Below are 17,198 nucleotides of genomic sequence, written 5' to 3' on the forward strand. Positions count from 1 at the left end.
TTGGCAACCGGGTTGCGAGTACCCCGTGGCCCACCTTTACCCAGGCTTCCCTTCATGACGCCCTTCCTCTCCCTGGCCCAGACGAATCACACCGAGCTTGGCTGGCTCAGCAGCAAACTGCTCGGCGTGACGCTCACCTCCGCCGAGTGGGTGCTCTGGGTGCTCGTCATCCTCTCGGTGCTCTCCATCGCCATCATGCTGGAGCGCACGGTGTACTTCGCCCGCCACCGGCTGCCGGACTCGGAGGCCCTGGCGGTGCGGCTGGCCCGCGGCGAGTACGACGTGGCCCGCAAGGCCATTGAAGGCAAGACGGGCATGGAGGCCGCCATCATCCGCGAGGCCCTGGCCTCCGCCGACCAGGGCGCGGACACGGTGGAGCAGGTGATTGCCTCCACCCTGTCGCGTGAGCGTCCCCAGTACGAGCGCTTCCTGTCGTACCTGGGCACGCTGGGCAACAACGCGCCGTTCATCGGTCTGTTCGGCACGGTGCTGGGCATCATCAAGGCCTTCAATGACCTGGGGAAGATGAACGCCCAGGGCGGCGGCGGGGCCATGCAGCAGACCGTCATGGCCGGCATCTCCGAAGCGCTCGTCGCCACGGCCGTGGGTCTGGCGGTCGCGATTCCGGCGGTGGTGGCCTTCAACGTCTTCAACCGCCAGCTCAAGACGCTCACCAGCCGCGCCAATGCCCTGGGCTACGCCCTGGTGGGCAGCATGCGCGCCCAGCGCCCCGCGTCCAGCACGGCCACTGCGGCTCGCGCCGCGGAGGCCCGCTAGGCCATGGCGGGCGGCGCGCAGGACAACGACGACGAAATCACAGGCATCAACGTCACCCCGCTGGTGGACGTGGTGCTGGTGCTGCTCATCATCTTCATGGTGACGGCCAACTTCATCGTCCGCGAGACGGTGGAGGTGGACCTGCCCCGCGCCGCCAACGGCGGTGAGACGGTGCAGGGCCTGGTCAACGTGGTGCTGGACAAGGAGGGCAAGCTCTTCTTCGACGGCACCGAGATGACCGAGAAGGACCTGGAGAAGCGCGTTCAGGAAGCGGTGGCCAAGGACAAGGAGACGCGCGCCATCATCAGCGCCGACCAGTCGCTGCCCTACGGACGCGTCATGCGGCTCATCGACGTGGTGAAGGGCCAGGGCATCGCCAAGTTCGCGCTCAACATCGAGAAGGACGTGGCCCCCGCGGCCGCGCCCGCGACCCCCTGAGGCAAGGCGTCACTTCATGAGTCAGGCGGTCCTCGACAACGCTCCAACGCCCCGACGCGACCGCTCACTGGCCGTGGTGGGCGTCTTCCTGCTCGTGTCGCTGGGGATTCACGTCGGCGGCTTCTGGGCGCTCGGGGAAGGCGCCTCGCGCACCCTCCCCGCGGCCAAGCGCCCCGTGGAGATGGTGATGGTGGAGGTGGTGAAGCCGCCCCCGCCGCCCCCCGAGGAGCCGAAGCCGGAGGAGCCGCCCAAGCCGCCGCCCCCCAAGCCCAAGGTGGTGAAGCCGCCGCCGGTGAAGGTGGCCGAGGCCCCCAAGCCGCTGCCCCCGCCGCCCGTGGACGCGCCGCCGCCGCCCAACGACACCCCGCCGCCGGAGCCGCAGGCCAAGCCGCCGCCGCTCGTGGTGGGCATGACGATGTCCTCCACCACCAGCGCGGGCTCGTTCGCCGCGCCCGTGGGCAACACCGCGTATGGCACGACGGGCCCCACCGCGAAGGACCCCAAGGACGTGAAGGGGTACAGCGCGCCGAAGTACGCCCCCATCTACCAGGTGGACTCCGAGCCCACGGTGGCCTCCGAGGTGAAGATTCCCTATCCGGAGGAAGCGCGCCGCGCGGGCGTGGAGGGCACCGTCACGCTCTCCATCACCATCGACCACGAGGGCAAGGTGGTGGCGGTGAAGATTCTCAAGGGCCCCGGCTACGGCCTCAACGAGGCGGCGAGGGATGCCATCCGCCGCTTCCGCTTCAAGCCCGCCATCAAGGGCGGCGAGCCCGTCTCCACGGAGATGAAGTACTCGTACACCTTCCTGCTGGACTGACCCGGGGCGCCTACTGCGCGCCCAGCGCGCGGCGCATGATGTCGCGCAACGCGCACAGGTCCTCTTCCGGCAGGCCGCAGATGGCGTTCGGGGGCTCGAAGATGCGCTCCAACAGCCGCTCGCGAAGCGCCGCGCCGTCCTCCGTCAGCACCAGCATCTTCACCCGCCGGTCCTGCTCGGAGCTGCGGCGCGCCACCAGCCCGCGCGCCTCCATCCGGTCCACCAGGCCCGTGACGTTGGACGCGTCGCACGACAGGTAGGCGGCCAGCGTGCTCATGGCCAGCGGCCCTTCTCCCAGCTGCCGCAACACGTGCGCCTGCACCGGCGACAGGTCGAACTCCGCCGCCAGTGCGGGGAAGTTGCGCATGTGCGTGTGCATCAGCTCGAAGAGGAGTGTCCACGCCTGGCGTGGCAAGTCACCCGCGGGTCCGGCCTGCCCGGGCCCACTCCCCGGCTTCGTCTTCCGCTCCAACTGCTCGCCGCTCCCATTCATGCCTCTCATGTTATGTCACCTGAGCCACCTAAACAATTGACTTCATCAACTATTGAGAGCTACTACATTCCGGAGCTTCCAAATTCGGACGTCATGGACTATGGCTGCCGACCCGAGGCTCGAACCCGTAGCAAGTCCATCCTGGACGCAGTGGCCCGCGCCGGCGCGGGCCCTTGAGGAGGTAGAGGCGGTCATGAGTTCATTCCTGGCGCTGTCCCTGGCGGCCACCCTGGCCGCGGCACCGCCGCCTACGCTGACCCTGGAGGACGCGCTCAACCGCGCCCGCAAGGAGAACCTGGACCTCAAGGCCGCGCAGGCCCGCCTCGCTCAGGCGGATACCGCGTCGCGCAAGGCTTGGGCCGGCTACCTCCCCAACGTCACCGTCAACGGCGCCGTCATCCGCAACTCCATCGAAGCGGTGATTCCGGCGGGTCCGCTCGCGCCCGTGGAAATCGTCATCCAGCCACGGGTGCAGATGCAGGCCCAGGGCCAGGTGCGGCAGGCCATCATCGCCCCGCAGCTGTGGGCCGGCATCCAGGCCGCCTACAAGGCGGAGCGCGTGGCGGAGCTCAACGTGGAGCAGGCGCGGCGCGAAATCTTCTTCGGCGTGGCGCAGGCGTACTACGGCACCGTGGCGCAGGCACAGGCCGTGGCGGTGCAGGAGCGGTTGGTGGAGCTCAACGGCGCGCGCGCCAAGGACACGCAGGTCCGCTTCGAGGCGGGTACGGTGACGCGCGTGGCGCTGCTGCGCGCCGAGCAGGACCTGACCCGCGCGGAGCAGGACCTGATCCGCGCGCGCAACGCGGAGGCGTCCGCCAAGCTGGTGCTGGCCACCCTGCTGGCGCTGGACAACCCGAACTTCGACGTGGCGCCGCCGCCGGAGCCCCAGGTGCCGGAGAAGACGGACACCGACGTGCTCGTCGAGCGCTCGCTCGAGCAGCGCGCGGACGTCGCCGCGGCGCGTGAGTCCGTGGAGCTGGCGCAAATCAACAAGCGCGGCGTGTGGCTCAGCTACCTGCCCAACGTGCAGGTCTCCGGCACCTACAACATCAGCAACGCGGCGGGCTTCGTCGGCTCCAACCGCTTCTGGTTCATCACCCTGGGCGCCAGTTGGACGTTGTGGGACGGCGGCCTGCGTGAGGCCAACCTGCAGGAGGCCTCGGCCGTCATCGCGGAGAACCGGGCGCTGCAGCGCAAGGCGGAGCTCACCGCGCGCCAGGAAGTGAATACCGCGCAGCTCGACCTGGAGAGCGCCCTGGCCAACCGCCTCAAGGCCTCGCAGGCCGTGGAGTTGGCGCGCGAGTCCCACCGCCTCACCGAGGTCTCCTTCAAGGAAGGCGTGGCGACGTACCTGGAGGTCGCGGACGCGAACACCGCGCTGACGCAGGCGGAGATTGGCCTGGTGGGTGAGCGGCTGCAGGCCTCGCTCGCCGGCCTGCGCCTGCTGCGCGCGGTGGGCGTGTTCGGCGCCCGTCCCCTGACGACGGACCTGAAGGTGGAGACCTCGGAGGCGCCGTTCCTCCAGCCGCTGCCGGAGCAGACGCAGCCGACGCAGCCCACCCAGGAAGGGCCGGCGGACGCCCCCCGGCAGCAGTAATTCCGCGCGGCATCCCGGCGCCCGCCATTCCCAGGCGCCGGGTTGCCCGCCGTGGAAGGCGGGCGCCGAGCGCCGGTTGTGAGCGGCCTTCGCCAACCCCACCCTCGTGGAGAGAGGCATCACACCCTTTCCCGAGGAGGACGTCATGGCGGAAGGACAGTGGGGCAACTGCAAGGGCTGCCGTTACTTCGCCAACCAGAACCCCCAGAGCGCCGGCGAGACGCACCGCTGCATGCAGCCGGAGCTGGCCGAGTTCGAATTGGAGGTGTCCGGAGAAAGCGGCTGCAACGCCTACGAGGCACGCACCGGGGTGGCCACTCCGGCGTATGAAGAGCCCTCTCCGTCACTGCACTGAGCGCGAGCGCGCCCTGGGGGCCTTCAGCCGCCCGGGGCCTCGCGGGGGAGCGGCACCACGGCCCCCGTCATCTTCGGACCGGCGCCGTAGTAGATGCGCTCCAGGAGCCGCCGCTGGTGCACCAACGGCGTGTCGAAACGGTCCAACCGCATGCCCTTGTGACTGTATGGCGTGTCCGCCACGGTGGTGATGAAGCGCGCGTCGTCGCGCACCTCCCACCAGGTGAGCACCATGGCCGCCCGCGCCGCCACGGGGAGCAACGGGCGCAGCAGCGGCTGCTCGGTGCGCAGGAATGAGAAGACGTGCAGGCGCGTGGTGCGCGCCGTCTCCGGCACGAAGAAGATGTTCGCGCGGGTGATGAAGGGACGCGGCGAGCCGTCCGGCGCCACCCAGCGAATGGTGTACTGGCTGCGCACCGGGTCGAAGCGCGTCACCCAGTCGTTCTGGAAGAAGTCGCCCCTGCGCACCCCCAGCACCGTCATGATGGGCGCGGGCCGCTGCGGCGCGCGGTAGTGCACCTCCGTGCGGTCCTCCAGGTTGCGCGCCTCGAACTCCACCCGGTCCGCGTTCGGGTCGTCCCAGCCCAGCCGGGTGTGGACGTAGGGCGTGTGCTCGTCCTCGCTGAAGTTGTCGAGCGACACGTGCAGCGGCGCCGCGAAGTGCGTGGAGAACGCGCCGCCGAAGACGTAGCCCTCATCGCCCATGTCGGGCATGGCCGAAAGCGGCGTGTCCCGCTCGGCCAGCCAGAGGTAGCCGTAGCGCTCCACCACCTGGAAGCTTCGCGCGTCACAGTTGCGCAGCTCCGGCTGGCTGGGATTGCTGCCGCGCCCCTCCGCGTCGAAGCGCCAGCCGTGGTACGGACACTGGAGTCGGCCGTCCGCGCGCACCGTCCCCTTGGACAGCGGCGCGAAGCGATGGGGGCAGGCATCCGCGAGCGCCGCGGGCTGTCCCGTGCCATCCCGGAAGAGCGCGTAGGCGCGGCCCGCCACCTCCACGCGGACCGGCCTGGTGCCCAGCGCGCGGGCGGAGAGCACCGGATGGAAGTGACGGATGACCTTGGGGGTAGGCTCCATGGGGGCCCAGTATAAGTCGACGACTATCCCTGCTTGAAATGGACTCCGAGTTACGCGGGGTGAACTGGAGGACCGGGCAGCCCCCTTCCCCCTGGGTTATGCTCCCGCCCCCGTGGCCACCCCTTCCGCTCCTCGCCGTCGTCCCCACGTCTTCGCCGTGCTGCTCGCCGTGGCCGCGTTGCTGGGCGCGGGAGGCGCGCTTCATGTCCAGGGCCTCTTGCCCGCGCGCGTGCCCTCCCCCGCCACCCCGTTCAGCTACCACGACTACGAGAAGGTGCTGCGGCACGTGCGCCCGGACGGGGACGTGGACTTCGCCTCGGTGGGGCGCGAGCGCAAGACGCTGGACGGCTTCGTCGACTCTCTGGCGTCGTTCTCCCCCCACAACCGCCCGGACGTCTTTCCCACGCCGGAGGACGCGCTGGCCTACTGGCTCAACGCCTACAACGCGCTCGTGCTCCAGCAGGTGGTCGACGGCTACCCGTACCTCGAAACCGTGCAGCAGCCCATGCTGGGACGCTTCTTCTGGGGCCGCTCCTGGACGGTGGGCGGTGAGCGGCTGACGCTGTGGGCGCTGCACAACCGCGTGCTGCGCCGCGAGTTCGCCGACCCGCGCATCCACCTGGCGCTCTTCCAGGCCGCGCGCGGGGGCCCCCGCCTGGACGGCTCGCACTTCCAGCCGGAGTTCCTGGACTCGCAGCTCAACGAGGCCGGACGCCGCTTCGTGGGCGACCGGCGCAACGTGCGGCTGGAGCGGGACACCGTCTACCTGACGTCGCTCTTCGAGGAGTACCGCGAGGACTTCCTCGCCGCGCTGCCCGAGGGCCGCGGCGGCAACGTGCTCCAGTTCGTCTGGGCCTTCCTGCCGGACACCTGCGAGGAGCGCCCGGGCTGCGACACCCGCAGTGACCTGGACCGCGCCTGCGGCCCCCGGCTGGACCAGTGTCGCATCGCCTTCATGGAGCGGGACTGGACGCTGCCGGACGCCGCCGCCCGGCCCGCACGTCCCTGAGCCGCCTCACGTGGGAACACGCTCGCGCAGCCGCGCGGCGCCGCGTCCTGATGAAGCGTCCGTGTCATCCTTGCGCTGCCGCAGCCACTTCTCCAGCCCCACCACCGGCAGCACGACCGCGCCCACCAGGATGGACAGGCCCACGTCCTCCAAGCCGAGGGGCGCGGTGCCGAACACGCGCTGCATGAAGGGCAGGTACATGAAGGCCACCTGGAGCAGCACCAGCAGGCCCATGCCCACGAACACCGAGCGGTTGCTGAAGAGGCCCACCTTGCGCACCGAGCCCATGAGGCTGCGGCACATGAACAGGTAGAACATCTGGAAGCTGATGACGGTGTTCACCGCCATCGTCTGGGCCTCGGCCAGCGCGTGCGCGTGTCCCGTGCGAGGAATGTCCCGGCGGTACTCCCACAGGAAGAGGCCGATGGCGCCCGCGGCCATCAGCAACGCCACCAGTCCGGTGCGCATCACCACGAAGCGGTTGAGCACCGGCGCCCCGGGGGCCCTGGGGGCCCTGCGCATGACGTCCGGCTCCCGGGCCTCGAAGGCCAGCGGCAGCGCCAGTGACACCGTGGCCACCAGGTTTATCCAGAGCAGCTGCGTGGGCAGCATGGCCATCAGCGGCACCAGCCGTCCGTCCACCTCCTGGATGGGGAAGAGGGACACGCCGAACAGCAGGATGAGCGCCAGCCCCAGGTTGGTGGGCAGCACGAAGGCCAGCGACTTGATGAGGTTGTCGTAGACGCGCCGCCCCTCCTCCACCGCCGCGACAATGGAGGCGAAGTTGTCATCTGTCAGCACGATGTCCGCCGCGTCCTTCGCCACCGCCGTGCCGGTGATGCCCATGGCCACGCCGATGTTGGCCTGCTTGAGCGCGGGCGCGTCGTTGACGCCGTCCCCCGTCATGGCCACCACGTGCTGCCGGCGCTGGAGCGCGCGCACCAGCCGCAGCTTGTGCTCGGGCGCCACCCGCGCGAAGACGTTGGAGCGCAGGGCCACCTCCTCCAGCGCCGCGTCATCCGTGGCGGCCAGCCGCGCGCCGGGGATGCCCTCCTCCCCCGGCTTCAGCAGCCCCAACTGCGCGCCGATGGCCGCCGCCGTGGAGGGGTGGTCACCGGTAATCATCTTCACCGTGATTCCCGCCTCGTGGCAGGCGCGCACCGCGGCCATGGCCTCCTCGCGAGGCGGGTCAATCATCCCCTCCAGGCCGAGCAGCCGCAGGCCGCCCTCGACGTCCTCCATGCGCAACGCGACGTGTGACACCGTCACCTCCCGGTATGCCACCGCGAGCACGCGCATGCCCTGCCGCGCCAGGCCGTCCACCTCCGCCAGCACCGTGCTGGACGAGCAGCCGTCCTCCAGCGCGCAGCGGCGCAGTACGACTTCCGGCGCCCCCTTGAGCAGGATGCGGCGGCCGCCCTTCCCGTCGTCGTGCAGGGTGGCCATGAACTGGTTCTCCGACTCGAAGGGGATGGCGTCCACGCGCGGGTGCGCCTGCCGGACGTCGTCCACGTGCATGCCCGCCTTCTCCGCCGCCACCAGCAGCGCGGCCTCGGTGGGGTCGCCCGTCATGTCCCACTGTCCATCGCGGGGCTGGAGCGCGGCGTCGTTGCACAGCGCGCCCGCCAGCAGCAGCTCACACACGTCCGGCGGCGGCGCCTCCAACGGCTGGCTCCCCCGCGTCAGCGCCCCCTTGGGGGAGTAGCCCACGCCGCTGAGCGCGTAGCGCCCGTGGGTCGTCCACAAGGCCTGCACCGTCATCTCATTGCGGGTGAGCGTGCCCGTCTTGTCCGTACAGATGACGGTGGTGCTGCCCAACGTCTCCACCGCGGGCAGCTTGCGGATGACGGCGCGCCGGGCGGCCATGCGTTGCACGCCAATGGCCAGGGCGATGGTGACGATGGCGGGCAGTCCCTCGGGAATCGCGGCGACGGCCAGCGTAATCGCCACCACGACGGCCTCGCTCACCGCGTAGCCGCGCACCAGCCCCACCGCCAGCAACGCGGCGGAGATCACCAGGATGCCCAGGGTGATGTACTTGCCGATGACGGCCAGCGCCTTGGTGAGCGGTGTCTGGAGGTCGGTGGCCTCGCGGAGCAGCGTGGAGATGCGGCCCAGCTCGGTGGCCTGCCCGGTGGCCACCACCACCGCGGTGGCGGAGCCGGACGTCACCAGGGTGCCACCGAAGAGCAGGCTGGCCCGGTCTCCCAGTTCCGCGTCCTCCGGCACGGGCGCCACGGCCTTCTGCGCGGGCACGGACTCGCCCGTGAGCGCGGCCTCCTCCACCGTGAGGTTGCGCGCGGAGAGCAGCCGCATGTCCGCGGGCACCTTGTCACCCGGCGCCAGCTCCATGACGTCGCCCGGCACGCCCTGCGCCGCGGGGACCCGCAGCTTGCGGCCCGCGCGAATCACCGTGGCGTTCTCCGGCACCATGCGGCTGAGCGACTCAATGGCCTTCCCCGCGCGGTACTCCTGCACGAAGCCGATGAGGGTGTTGAGCACCACCACCGCGGCCACCACCAGCCCGTCCGTCACCTTGCCCATGATGACGGCCAGCACCGCGGAGGCGATGAGCACCCAGATGAAGGGGCTGTTCACCTGCCGCCACAGGAGCTTCAGCGGACCGTCGCCCTGCGCGCGCTCCAGCACGTTGGGCCCATGGCGCGACAGGCGCTCGCGCGCTTCCTCGTCCGTCAGCCCTTCCGCCGTGCTTTCAAGCGACGACAGCACCTGTTCCGGTGGCAGCGAATGCCACGGGGGCTTCGTGCCGGCAGGCGGTCTGGCGAGCGCTGGTGCACCCGGTCGTTCGGGTGCGGCGGGCTGGTCTTTCATCCGGTGGCTCCTTCCGATGCAATCTGGCAACGGTCGCGCGCATCTCCACCTGGGCAGTGGGCGGGTGGACATCGCGCTGCCCTCCAGGGCCATTGTTCCGGTCTCCCAGGGAAAGAAAGGCGCCCGCGGGGCGAGGCACGGCCCAATCCCCCACGGTTTTCCGCACCCCGAGGACGCCTGCCATTCGCACTGCGATTGCAATCACTCTGCAACGAACAATGGGTCCGGGAGGCGCAAGTGATTGTGAAGCAATGGAGGCTTCACCCTCCTCCTGAGGCTGTCGCCCTGAAGCCCGCCGTGTCCTCCGGGATGGGAGGGGAGCACTTACGTCCCAGAGGACAGGCGAATCCACCGGCGCTCGGCATGGGAGCGCCGGGCCGCGTCCAGCACCTGCTGATTGCGCCAGCCGTCCTCCAACGTGGCCTCGTCCTCCAACGTGGCGCGGCCTTCTCGCAGGGCCTGAGTCATCGCGCCCGCCAGCGCCAGGAAGCCACGCGCCCACTCGTTGTCCGGCAACCCGGGTGGCAGCGGCGGTTCCGCGGGAAGCGCCACCCGCTCCCAGGAACGTGTCCCCACCGTGGAGCGCCACAACTCGCGGCCCTCCACGCGCAGGCCCCCGCGCTCGCAGGACACCTCGACGCCGTGCACGGGCTTGCCGGGGGACACCATCGACAGCTCGATAGCGGCTGTCGTCGCGCCGAAGCGGAGCAGCAACCGCGCCTCGTCGTCGCTCGTCACCGGGCGCGACTGTCCCGTGAGCGCATCTGGCCGCTCGGGCGTGTGCGTGGCCAACTCGCCCAGCACCTCGTTGGGCTCGGCGCCCAACATGAAGCGCAGCGTATCTACCGCGTGCGAGCCGATGGCGCCCAGGAGGCCGCCTCCTTGCGACGCGTCCGACCACCAGTCCCACGGCCGCTCCGGCGAGGCGCGGTTGTCGTTGCGGTAGAAGACACGCGCGCCGCGCACCTTGCCCAGCTCACCGGAACGCAGCAGGGCGCGCATCCGCTGCCACGTGGGCAGGAAGCGCAGCTCATGGTCCAGCAGCGCCAGGACACGCCGCTCACGGGCCGCGTGCCACATGGCCTCCGCTTCCCTCGCATCCAACGCGGTGGGCTTTTCACACAGCACCGCCTTGCCCGCTTCCAGCGCGGCCAGGGTGATGTCCCGGTGCAGCGCGGGCGGCGTGGAGATGCACACGCACGTCACCTCCGGCCGTGACACCACCTCACGCCAGTCCGTCGTCACATGCGGCACGCCCAGTTGCCGGCCTGCCTCCTCCACCTTCTCGCGCCGCGCGCTGGCCAGGCTCACCACCTCCACGCCCGGCAGTGCGCGAAGCGCCGGGATTTGCGTGGTGCGCGCGAAGCCCGCGCCAATGACACCCATCCGAACCGTGCGTGCCGTGGACATTTCTGTCTCCCTTGAATCGATGACGCGGCGCGCAGGCTGAGTTCTGGGCGTCCCCATTGCCAAGGCCCTCGAATTCAAAGTATCCAAGAATTCGCAGAATTCACTGATTCGGCCCCTCCCCTGATGACTTCCAGAAACCTTCGTTGGACCGTGGCCGCAGGTGTCTTGCTGGTCGCGGCGGCCGTGGCGTTGCTGTGGCCACGGACTGTCCCCTCTCTTTCCAGCGAGCCCGTATCAGCCGAGCCCTCCGCCTCGGCGGCCTCCGGCCCTCGCGGCACGCCCGGTGCCCCGGGCACCACGCCCACGGAGCCCGAACCCGCTGTGGAGCAGATCCCCATGCCCGGGTGCTGGGACGGCCTGCACGCCTTCGACGCCTCGGTGTCCATGGACTCGTTCCGGCAGGCGCTGACGACGGCCATCGGCAACGGCGACCGGTACCTGGCGGCGTACCTCCAGGAGCGGCTGACGGAGTTGGTGGGCAACGACGCGACCCGCGCGCTCCAGGTGCTGGAATGGGCCAGGAGCGCCAGCGGACCGGAGCTGAGCATCTACATGGACGCGCTGAAGGCCGCGCCCGCGGTGCATGCGCCGCAGGTGGCGCAGAGCCTGCTGAAGATGGGCGAGGACCCAGGCGCGCCCTTGCAGACGCGCTCCGCCGCGCTGGATGCGCTGGAGACGCAGCGGAAGCTGGCGCCCGGAGACATCCAGCGGCTCAAGAAGCTGGCACTGGACGAGACGCTGGACTCCACCGCGTGGGTGGCCACGCGCACGCTGGGCCGGGTGATGAAGGAGGACTTCGAGCGCACCGGCAACTACGCACCCTACTGGAAGGAGCTCCTGGACATCGGCGGCACGTCCGACGACATGGCCGTGCGGCTGCTCGCGCTGGAGATGCCGTCGTATTCGAACCCCATCATCGGCGCGGAGTCCTTTGACTCACTCAAGCGCATCCTCTCCAACGACCGCGAACGGGACGTGCGGGAGATGGCGGCCTTCCGGCTGGGTGTCACCAGCGAGCCGGAGAAGGCGATGGAGATCCTCCGCGCCGCCTTCCTGGCCGAGCATGACCTCTGCGTGCGCTGGGCCATCTTCCGATTCGCCGTGCGCGCGGGCGGCGACAAGGCGCTGCCGATGCTGGAGCAGTTCGCCGCGAAGGACCCGCGCTTCACGCAGGACTACCTGGAGTTCCAAGCCCTCTACGCGTCGGGCACGGTGGACTTCGCCCGCATCTGGCTGGGCAAGCGCGAGCACCACAACTGCCTGGTCGAAGAAGGAGCGCCGCACTGATGTCCCCCCTGTCGATGAAGCGAATGGGGCGCGCGGCGCTCCTGATGGCCCTTTCGTCCCTGACTCCCGTGACGGCGCGCGCCGAGGCAACGCTCCGCCCCGCGCAATGCACGGTGCAGGGCATGCTGGACGACGTGCGCGTGGCGATGAAGAACGGCTCCCTCGCGCTGAAGCGCTACGTGAAGATGCGGCTGAAGGAAGCCGCGCTCGCCATGCCCGCGGAGTCGCTGCTGGCGGCGCTGCAAGGTGAGCGGGACCCGGAGGTGCTGGAGGCCCTGGGCGCGGCCCTGGCCACCAAGGCGAGCAACGCGGAGAACCCGGGCCTCATTCAGCCGCTGCTCGCCCGGGCCACCGGGGATTCGGACCCGGCGCTGCGCGCGGCGGCGGTGCGGGGCCTGCGCGGCGTGCCCTCCGTCGAGTTCATGGAGAAGAACGGCGGAGTGGTGACGTACGAGCAGCTGGTGCGCGACGCGTCCCCCGAGGTGCGCGCGGCGGTGGCGGACAACATCGTCTCCGAGAGCGCGGACGTCTACAGCGGCCATGACCGCCGGGTGTCGGAAGCGGCGGTGTCGGTGGCGGCGGCGTCGGAGGACCCGGAGGTGGCGGCGAAGCTGCTGCGCGAGGTCTCCATGGAGGCCGTGAACCACGAGGCGGTGGAGCAGGTGACGCGCCAGCTGCGCTCGGAGAACCCGGAGCTGCGAGCGGCGGCGGCCACGGCGCTGGGCGGTGTGCCCGGCGGCGAGTCCGCGGGTGCGCGAGGCTCGCTGGTGGACCTGTTCCGCGAAGACAAGGACCCAGCGGTGCGCAAGGCGGCGCTCCAGGGAATTGCCCGGCTGGGGCAGGCCCACGCGGTGCCCGTGCTGGAGTCCTTGCGCGGCGTGGATCGCGCCATGGATGCGGAAATCGACGCCTGGGTGTCCGTCCTGAAGCTCAACCTCCAGGAGTGGGAGCTGGTGCTGCGCGAGAAGCAGCGCCGCCGGAGGTGACCCCTGCTTCACCGCAGTACGCAGCGCTACACCAACGAGGGAGTCTCTTGATGAAGACGATGAAGCTGACCATGGCGGGCCTGGTGCTCGCCGCCGCGGGCTGGGCCACCTCTGTCACGGCCGCCACGGCCGTGGGTCCCATCTGCGACGCTGCCGCGCGCGTGGGTTCCACGACGTACTACTCGTGCTCGGGCAGCAGCCACAACGCGCTCGACATGAGCAACGGCACCTGCAGCGTGTGGAACCACCGCGGGATGATCAACGTCAGCCGCTACTACGCCTACTACGGCGGCTGTGCGAACAACTGCAGCGGCGGCACGAGCTGCAACGGCGGCGCGGGTAACTACTACGTCGTCACGGGCGGCAGCGGCTGGGACTTCCGCCAGCTCCACTTGAACTCCAACGTGTCGTCGGGCTCCAAGACGTGCGACCGCTGCGCGCTGGGCCTCGTGGGCTCCACGGGTAACTCCACGGGCGCGCACGTCCACGCAGACAACCGTCAGTACGGCACGCGCAAGACGGCCTGGTACGCCAACGTCGGCACCACCTGCGGATCCAGCGCGTACTGCGAAAACCGCGTCGGCACGCCCACGCTGTAGTCACTCCGCAGCCTGCTTCACCCACACCCCGCCCCGTCCCGGTGCCGCAATGCACCTGGACGGGGTTTCTCGTGTCACTCCAGGTGACTGAGCTCTGCTTCCGCGTGCTGGCGGTAGAGGGGAACGACTTCTACAGCGAGCACGTCTGATCTGCCCCCGTTCTTCGGACCACGCGTTATGAGAGTCCTGCGGCGCTGCTGATGCCGTGCTCGGGGGATGATGCGACGGGGCCGGCATGGGCGCGGCGAGCTCCGACCTCCGCAGGTGTCTTGTAGCCCAAACTGCTGTGCGGACGCTTCTCGTTGTAGTCGCGCCGCCACGCCTCGATGAGGACGACGGCCTCCCTCCTGGTGGAAAACCACTCCGCTGACAGACACTCGTCCCGGAAGCCGCCGTTGAAGCTCTCGTTGGTGCCGTTTTGCCAGGGCTTGCCTGGACCTCAATGGTCCCTTCAAAACCGGCCAATGGGAGCGGACCGAGACAGGAGGACTCCTACCCCGCGGACTCGGAGGTCCGCAACTCCATGGCCCCCTTGGTGCGCCAGCTGCGGGGACCGAATTGGACGACGTGGGCATGGTGCAGCAGACGGTCGAGCATGGCGGCCACGGCGGCGTTGTCCCCCAAGAGCTTCCCCCAGTCCTCCACTGGCCGGTTGGAGGTGATGAGCGTGGAGGCCTTCTCGTAGCGGCGCATGATGAGCTCGAGCAGGTCCTCGGCGGCGGTGGCCGGCAGCTTGCGCATGCCGAGGTCATCGATGATGAGCAGTGGAGCGCCGGTGAGCGCATCGAGCTTCTGGCGTCGGGTGCCTTCGAGGCTTGCTTCGGCGAGCTCCTCGAGCAGGTGGTGCGCCTCGCGGTAGAGGACGCGATGGCCCTGGGACTGGATGACGGCTCGGCCGAGGGCCTGGGCGATGTGACTCTTGCCGGTGCCTGGAGGGCCGAGGAAGAGCGCGTCCTCGCGCCGCTCCACGAAGCCGCCGGTGGCCAGCTCGAAGACGAGGCGGCGATTCATCTTCTTGTTGAATGTTGGCGGTCATCAAAGAGCGCGGGATTCTGGTCATCGACGCGGTCATCGCGGAGCGCGGAAATCGGGTCATCGGCGAGCGCAGGTATCGAGTCGAGGCAACGCAAGACGGCCCCGCGCTGCGCTCCGATTGCGGGGCGCAGAGCGAGGCCGGTGGGCATCGGTGAGTCGCGGGGACGCTCAGCTCTTCCTTGCCTTGCGCTCCGCGCGTGATTCCTCGGCCATACGCCTGCGGTAGCTGTCGCCCTCGATGCTGATGATGCTCGCGTGGTGGATGACGCGGTCAATGAGGGCGATGGCGCATGCGGCGTTGGGGAAGATGGTGGTCCACTCGGAGAATGGGAGGTTGGTCGTCAGGACAATCGGCTTCTTCTCATACCTGCGCGACACCACCTGGAAGAGGAGGTCGGCGTTCCTGGCGTCGTAGGAGAGGTAGCCAATCTCGTCGATGACGAGCAACCCCGCCTGAGTGCAGTAGTGCTTCAGGCGCCTGTCGAGAGCGCGAGCGGAGTCCTGGCTTCCCAAGTCGAGCAGCAACTGGGAGGCGGTGGTGAAGAGGACGGAGTGCCCAGCCTGCACGGCGTTGTAGGCGATATTCTGAGCAATCATCGTCTTGCCCAGTCCCTGGGGCGCGACGAGGACGACGTTGGCGGGGCGGGCCATGAAGTCCAGCGCCAGGGCGCCCTCGACGGCCGTCCTGTCGATGCGCTTGGGCCAGCCCCAGTCGAAGTCGGCCATCGTCCTGAGCGCGCCGAGCTTGCTGCGCGACAGGCACCGCTCCACGCTGCGCCGGGCTCTGTCCTTCGTCTCTTCCTCGGTGATGGCTTCCAGCAACTCGGTGGGGCCCCACCTGCGTTTGGTGGCCAGGGCAATGAGGTCATCGAGCGCGGCACTGGTGTGATGCAGGCCCAGGGTGTTGAGGCGTTCCTTCAAGGGGCTCATGACACTTGCTCCGTGTCGCGCCCGAGGAGGGCGTCGTAGGGGTTGAGGGAGTGCTGGGGGACGCGTTGCTCGCGCACGCGCGGGTCATCCGGCAGCACCAGGGGCAGCGGCGGAGGGGCGCCCCTTTTGCGGCTGCGTTGGTCGAGGACGTGGGCAACGGCGGCGGGGCCGAGTGCGCCGCGAGCGAGCGTCTCGGCGATGGCGGCGTCGGTTTCGGCGGAGCCGTACCTGTCGGCCAGCGCCAGCAGCTTCACGGTGTGGTTGCCGAGGTTGTCGCCGCGGCTGGTGAGCGCCTGGAGGAGTTGCTCGGCGTGCGGGCAGCGTGCGCGCAGCAAGTCCCTGCCACGCAGCTCGTGGGCGTGGGCCTTGCGCCTGGCCAGGGCAGCCAGGTGGCTGGCATCCTCGACGACGGCGCCCTTGTCCCAGCTGCGCACGTGCGAGGCGACTTCCACGGCGCCGTCGAGGAGGCGCACCGTGGTGGACGAGGCCACCAGCGTGAGGGGCCGGCGCACCAGGCCCTCGGGAATGGAGTAGTCGTTGCCGTCGAAGCGCACGTAGGGCGTCTTGCCGGAGGCGGCGGGGCGCACCACGTCGGTGGGCAGCGGGTGCGCGGGCAGCGGCAGCAGCAGGGGGCGCTCGGCTTCCAAGGCCTGCGCCACCGTGCGGCCCGAGGCGTCGCCGGGCACCCGGCGCTGGTGGGCCACCTCCTCCACCCAGCGCTGCAGTTGGCGGTTGACGTCGTCGAGGCCGTGGAAGGTGCGCGCAGAGAAGAAGGAGTCGCGCAGGTAGCGGATGGTGCGCTCCACCTTTCCCTTCTCATTGCCGCGGTAGGGGGCGCAGGGCTTGGGGACGAAGTGGTAGTGGCCGGCGGCTTCCAATATGCGCGGGTGGAAGTGAATGATGTCTCCGGCCCTCTGCAGCACGACGGACTTCAGGTTGTCGTAGAGGAGGTTGCGAGGCACGCCGCCCAGCGCTTCGAAGGCTTGGACGTGGCCCTGGAGGAAGCACTCCATGGTTTGGCCCAGGAAGAAGCGCGCGTACATGGCGCGCGAGTGGCCCAGCACCAGGACGAAGCAGGAGAGCGTCCGGGTGGCCCGCCCCACCCGCACCTTGCCGAAGCTGCCCCAGTCCACCTGGGCCTCTTCGCCCAGCAGGGTATTGCGGCGCAAGAAGGCCTCGGCCTGGGGCCCCGGACGCACCCGCCGCACGTAGCGCTTCACCTGCTCATAGCCGCCCAGGTAGCCACGGGCCTTCACCATGTGGAAGAGGCGCGTGGCCCTCAGGCGCGGGTGGGCCTTGAGGGTGACGTCAATGAAGTCCGTGTACGGGCCCAGCACCGTGGGCTTCGCCGTTCTGTCAGCACTGGCTACCGGCACGTCCTCCAGGGCCGCCTCCACGGTGTCGTGGTGCAGCCCCAACTGCGTGGCGATGGTGCCCACCGGCCAGCCTTCCGCGTAGTGCAACTGGCGAATCCGGGCGCGTACCTCGAGGCCAATCATCCTCCCACCTCCTCAGGGTGGGCAGCGCCGCCAGCGCGGGCCCATTCGGGTGCGCGCC

Annotated in this window: 16 protein-coding genes and 1 pseudogene; 9 read left to right on the plus strand and 8 right to left on the minus strand. The window is 69.8% G+C overall.

Annotation, left to right across the window (positions count from 1 at the left end):
- The first annotated feature begins 54 nt into the window (after positions 1-54).
- Genes OZ403_RS34260 through OZ403_RS34270 form a run of 3 tightly spaced genes read left to right on the plus strand, consistent with a single transcriptional unit; the run spans position 55 to position 2,035 of the window.
- Complete coding sequence (locus tag OZ403_RS34260; RefSeq protein WP_140795422.1) at positions 55-777, plus strand: MotA/TolQ/ExbB proton channel family protein; 723 nt, start codon at positions 55-57, stop codon at positions 775-777.
- A 3-nt stretch (positions 778-780) separates the two neighbouring features.
- Entirely contained in the window at positions 781-1,215 is a 435-nt protein-coding gene (locus tag OZ403_RS34265; protein ID WP_140795423.1) for an ExbD/TolR family protein, read from the plus strand.
- A gap of 16 nt (positions 1,216-1,231) precedes the next feature.
- On the plus strand, positions 1,232-2,035 hold the full coding sequence (locus OZ403_RS34270; RefSeq protein ID WP_268782733.1) for an energy transducer TonB: 804 nt from the start codon (positions 1,232-1,234) through the stop codon (positions 2,033-2,035).
- A 10-nt stretch (positions 2,036-2,045) separates the two neighbouring features.
- Here OZ403_RS34270 and OZ403_RS34275 read toward each other — a convergent pair whose 3' ends face one another.
- Complete coding sequence (locus tag OZ403_RS34275) at positions 2,046-2,537, minus strand: MarR family winged helix-turn-helix transcriptional regulator (protein ID WP_140795425.1); 492 nt, start codon at positions 2,535-2,537, stop codon at positions 2,046-2,048.
- 184 nt (positions 2,538-2,721) lie between these two features.
- On the opposite strand from OZ403_RS34275, the gene OZ403_RS34280 reads away from it, so the two are divergent.
- Positions 2,722-4,125, plus strand: a complete 1,404-nt coding sequence (locus tag OZ403_RS34280) for a TolC family protein (RefSeq protein ID WP_268782734.1) — start codon at positions 2,722-2,724, stop codon at positions 4,123-4,125.
- A gap of 145 nt (positions 4,126-4,270) precedes the next feature.
- Entirely contained in the window at positions 4,271-4,480 is a 210-nt protein-coding gene (locus OZ403_RS34285) for a hypothetical protein (RefSeq protein WP_237079980.1), read from the plus strand.
- Between the two features lie 23 nt (positions 4,481-4,503).
- Here OZ403_RS34285 and OZ403_RS34290 read toward each other — a convergent pair whose 3' ends face one another.
- A complete protein-coding gene (locus OZ403_RS34290) occupies positions 4,504-5,553 on the minus strand; it encodes a Rieske 2Fe-2S domain-containing protein (protein ID WP_140800057.1) in 1,050 nt (349 codons plus the stop codon).
- Positions 5,554-5,665: 112 nt separating this feature from the next.
- Here OZ403_RS34290 and OZ403_RS34295 point away from each other — a divergent pair, with 112 nt between their 5' ends.
- Positions 5,666-6,562 carry a DUF547 domain-containing protein gene (locus OZ403_RS34295; protein ID WP_237077705.1) on the plus strand — a complete coding sequence of 299 codons (897 nt, stop codon included), beginning with the start codon at positions 5,666-5,668 and terminating at the stop codon, positions 6,560-6,562.
- Positions 6,563-6,568: 6 nt separating this feature from the next.
- Here the strand turns inward: OZ403_RS34295 and OZ403_RS34300 are convergent, their stop codons facing one another.
- Positions 6,569-9,394 carry a cation-translocating P-type ATPase gene (locus OZ403_RS34300; RefSeq protein ID WP_268782735.1) on the minus strand — a complete coding sequence of 942 codons (2,826 nt, stop codon included), beginning with the start codon at positions 9,392-9,394 and terminating at the stop codon, positions 6,569-6,571.
- A 324-nt stretch (positions 9,395-9,718) separates the two neighbouring features.
- Positions 9,719-10,804: a Gfo/Idh/MocA family protein gene (locus OZ403_RS34305; protein WP_268782736.1), complete on the minus strand. Its 1,086-nt coding sequence runs from the start codon at positions 10,802-10,804 to the stop codon at positions 9,719-9,721.
- 123 nt (positions 10,805-10,927) lie between these two features.
- Between OZ403_RS34305 and OZ403_RS34310 the strand changes: the two genes are divergently transcribed.
- From OZ403_RS34310 to OZ403_RS34320, 3 genes are read left to right on the plus strand one after another with little or no spacing between them, the layout of a single operon-like run.
- Positions 10,928-12,091 carry a HEAT repeat domain-containing protein gene (locus OZ403_RS34310; protein ID WP_268782737.1) on the plus strand — a complete coding sequence of 388 codons (1,164 nt, stop codon included), beginning with the start codon at positions 10,928-10,930 and terminating at the stop codon, positions 12,089-12,091.
- Positions 12,091-13,077, plus strand: a complete 987-nt coding sequence (locus tag OZ403_RS34315) for a HEAT repeat domain-containing protein (protein ID WP_268782738.1) — start codon at positions 12,091-12,093, stop codon at positions 13,075-13,077. Before OZ403_RS34310 ends, OZ403_RS34315 begins: the two co-directional genes overlap by 1 nt.
- A gap of 50 nt (positions 13,078-13,127) precedes the next feature.
- Entirely contained in the window at positions 13,128-13,676 is a 549-nt protein-coding gene (locus OZ403_RS34320; protein WP_268782739.1) for a peptidase M23, read from the plus strand.
- Between the two features lie 175 nt (positions 13,677-13,851).
- Here OZ403_RS34320 and OZ403_RS34325 read toward each other — a convergent pair.
- The 4 genes and pseudogenes from OZ403_RS34325 to istA all read right to left on the minus strand — a co-directional run.
- Positions 13,852-14,112 (minus strand): annotated as a pseudogene (locus OZ403_RS34325) (integrase core domain-containing protein); the annotation flags it as partial.
- A 56-nt stretch (positions 14,113-14,168) separates the two neighbouring features.
- Positions 14,169-14,687 (minus strand): ATP-binding protein, encoded by a 519-nt coding sequence (locus OZ403_RS34330; RefSeq protein WP_328285481.1) that lies wholly within the window; start codon positions 14,685-14,687, stop codon positions 14,169-14,171.
- Between the two features lie 192 nt (positions 14,688-14,879).
- Positions 14,880-15,641, minus strand: coding sequence for an IS21-like element helper ATPase IstB (istB, locus tag OZ403_RS34335; protein WP_268782740.1), 762 nt, complete (start codon positions 15,639-15,641; stop codon positions 14,880-14,882).
- Positions 15,638-17,140: an IS21 family transposase gene (gene istA, locus OZ403_RS34340; RefSeq protein ID WP_268781592.1), complete on the minus strand. Its 1,503-nt coding sequence runs from the start codon at positions 17,138-17,140 to the stop codon at positions 15,638-15,640. The genes istB and istA overlap by 4 nt, the downstream gene beginning before the upstream one ends.
- Positions 17,141-17,198: the final 58 nt, after the last annotated feature.

The organism is Myxococcus sp. NMCA1, assembly GCF_026810205.1.
Classification (GTDB): domain Bacteria; phylum Myxococcota; class Myxococcia; order Myxococcales; family Myxococcaceae; genus Myxococcus; species Myxococcus xanthus_A.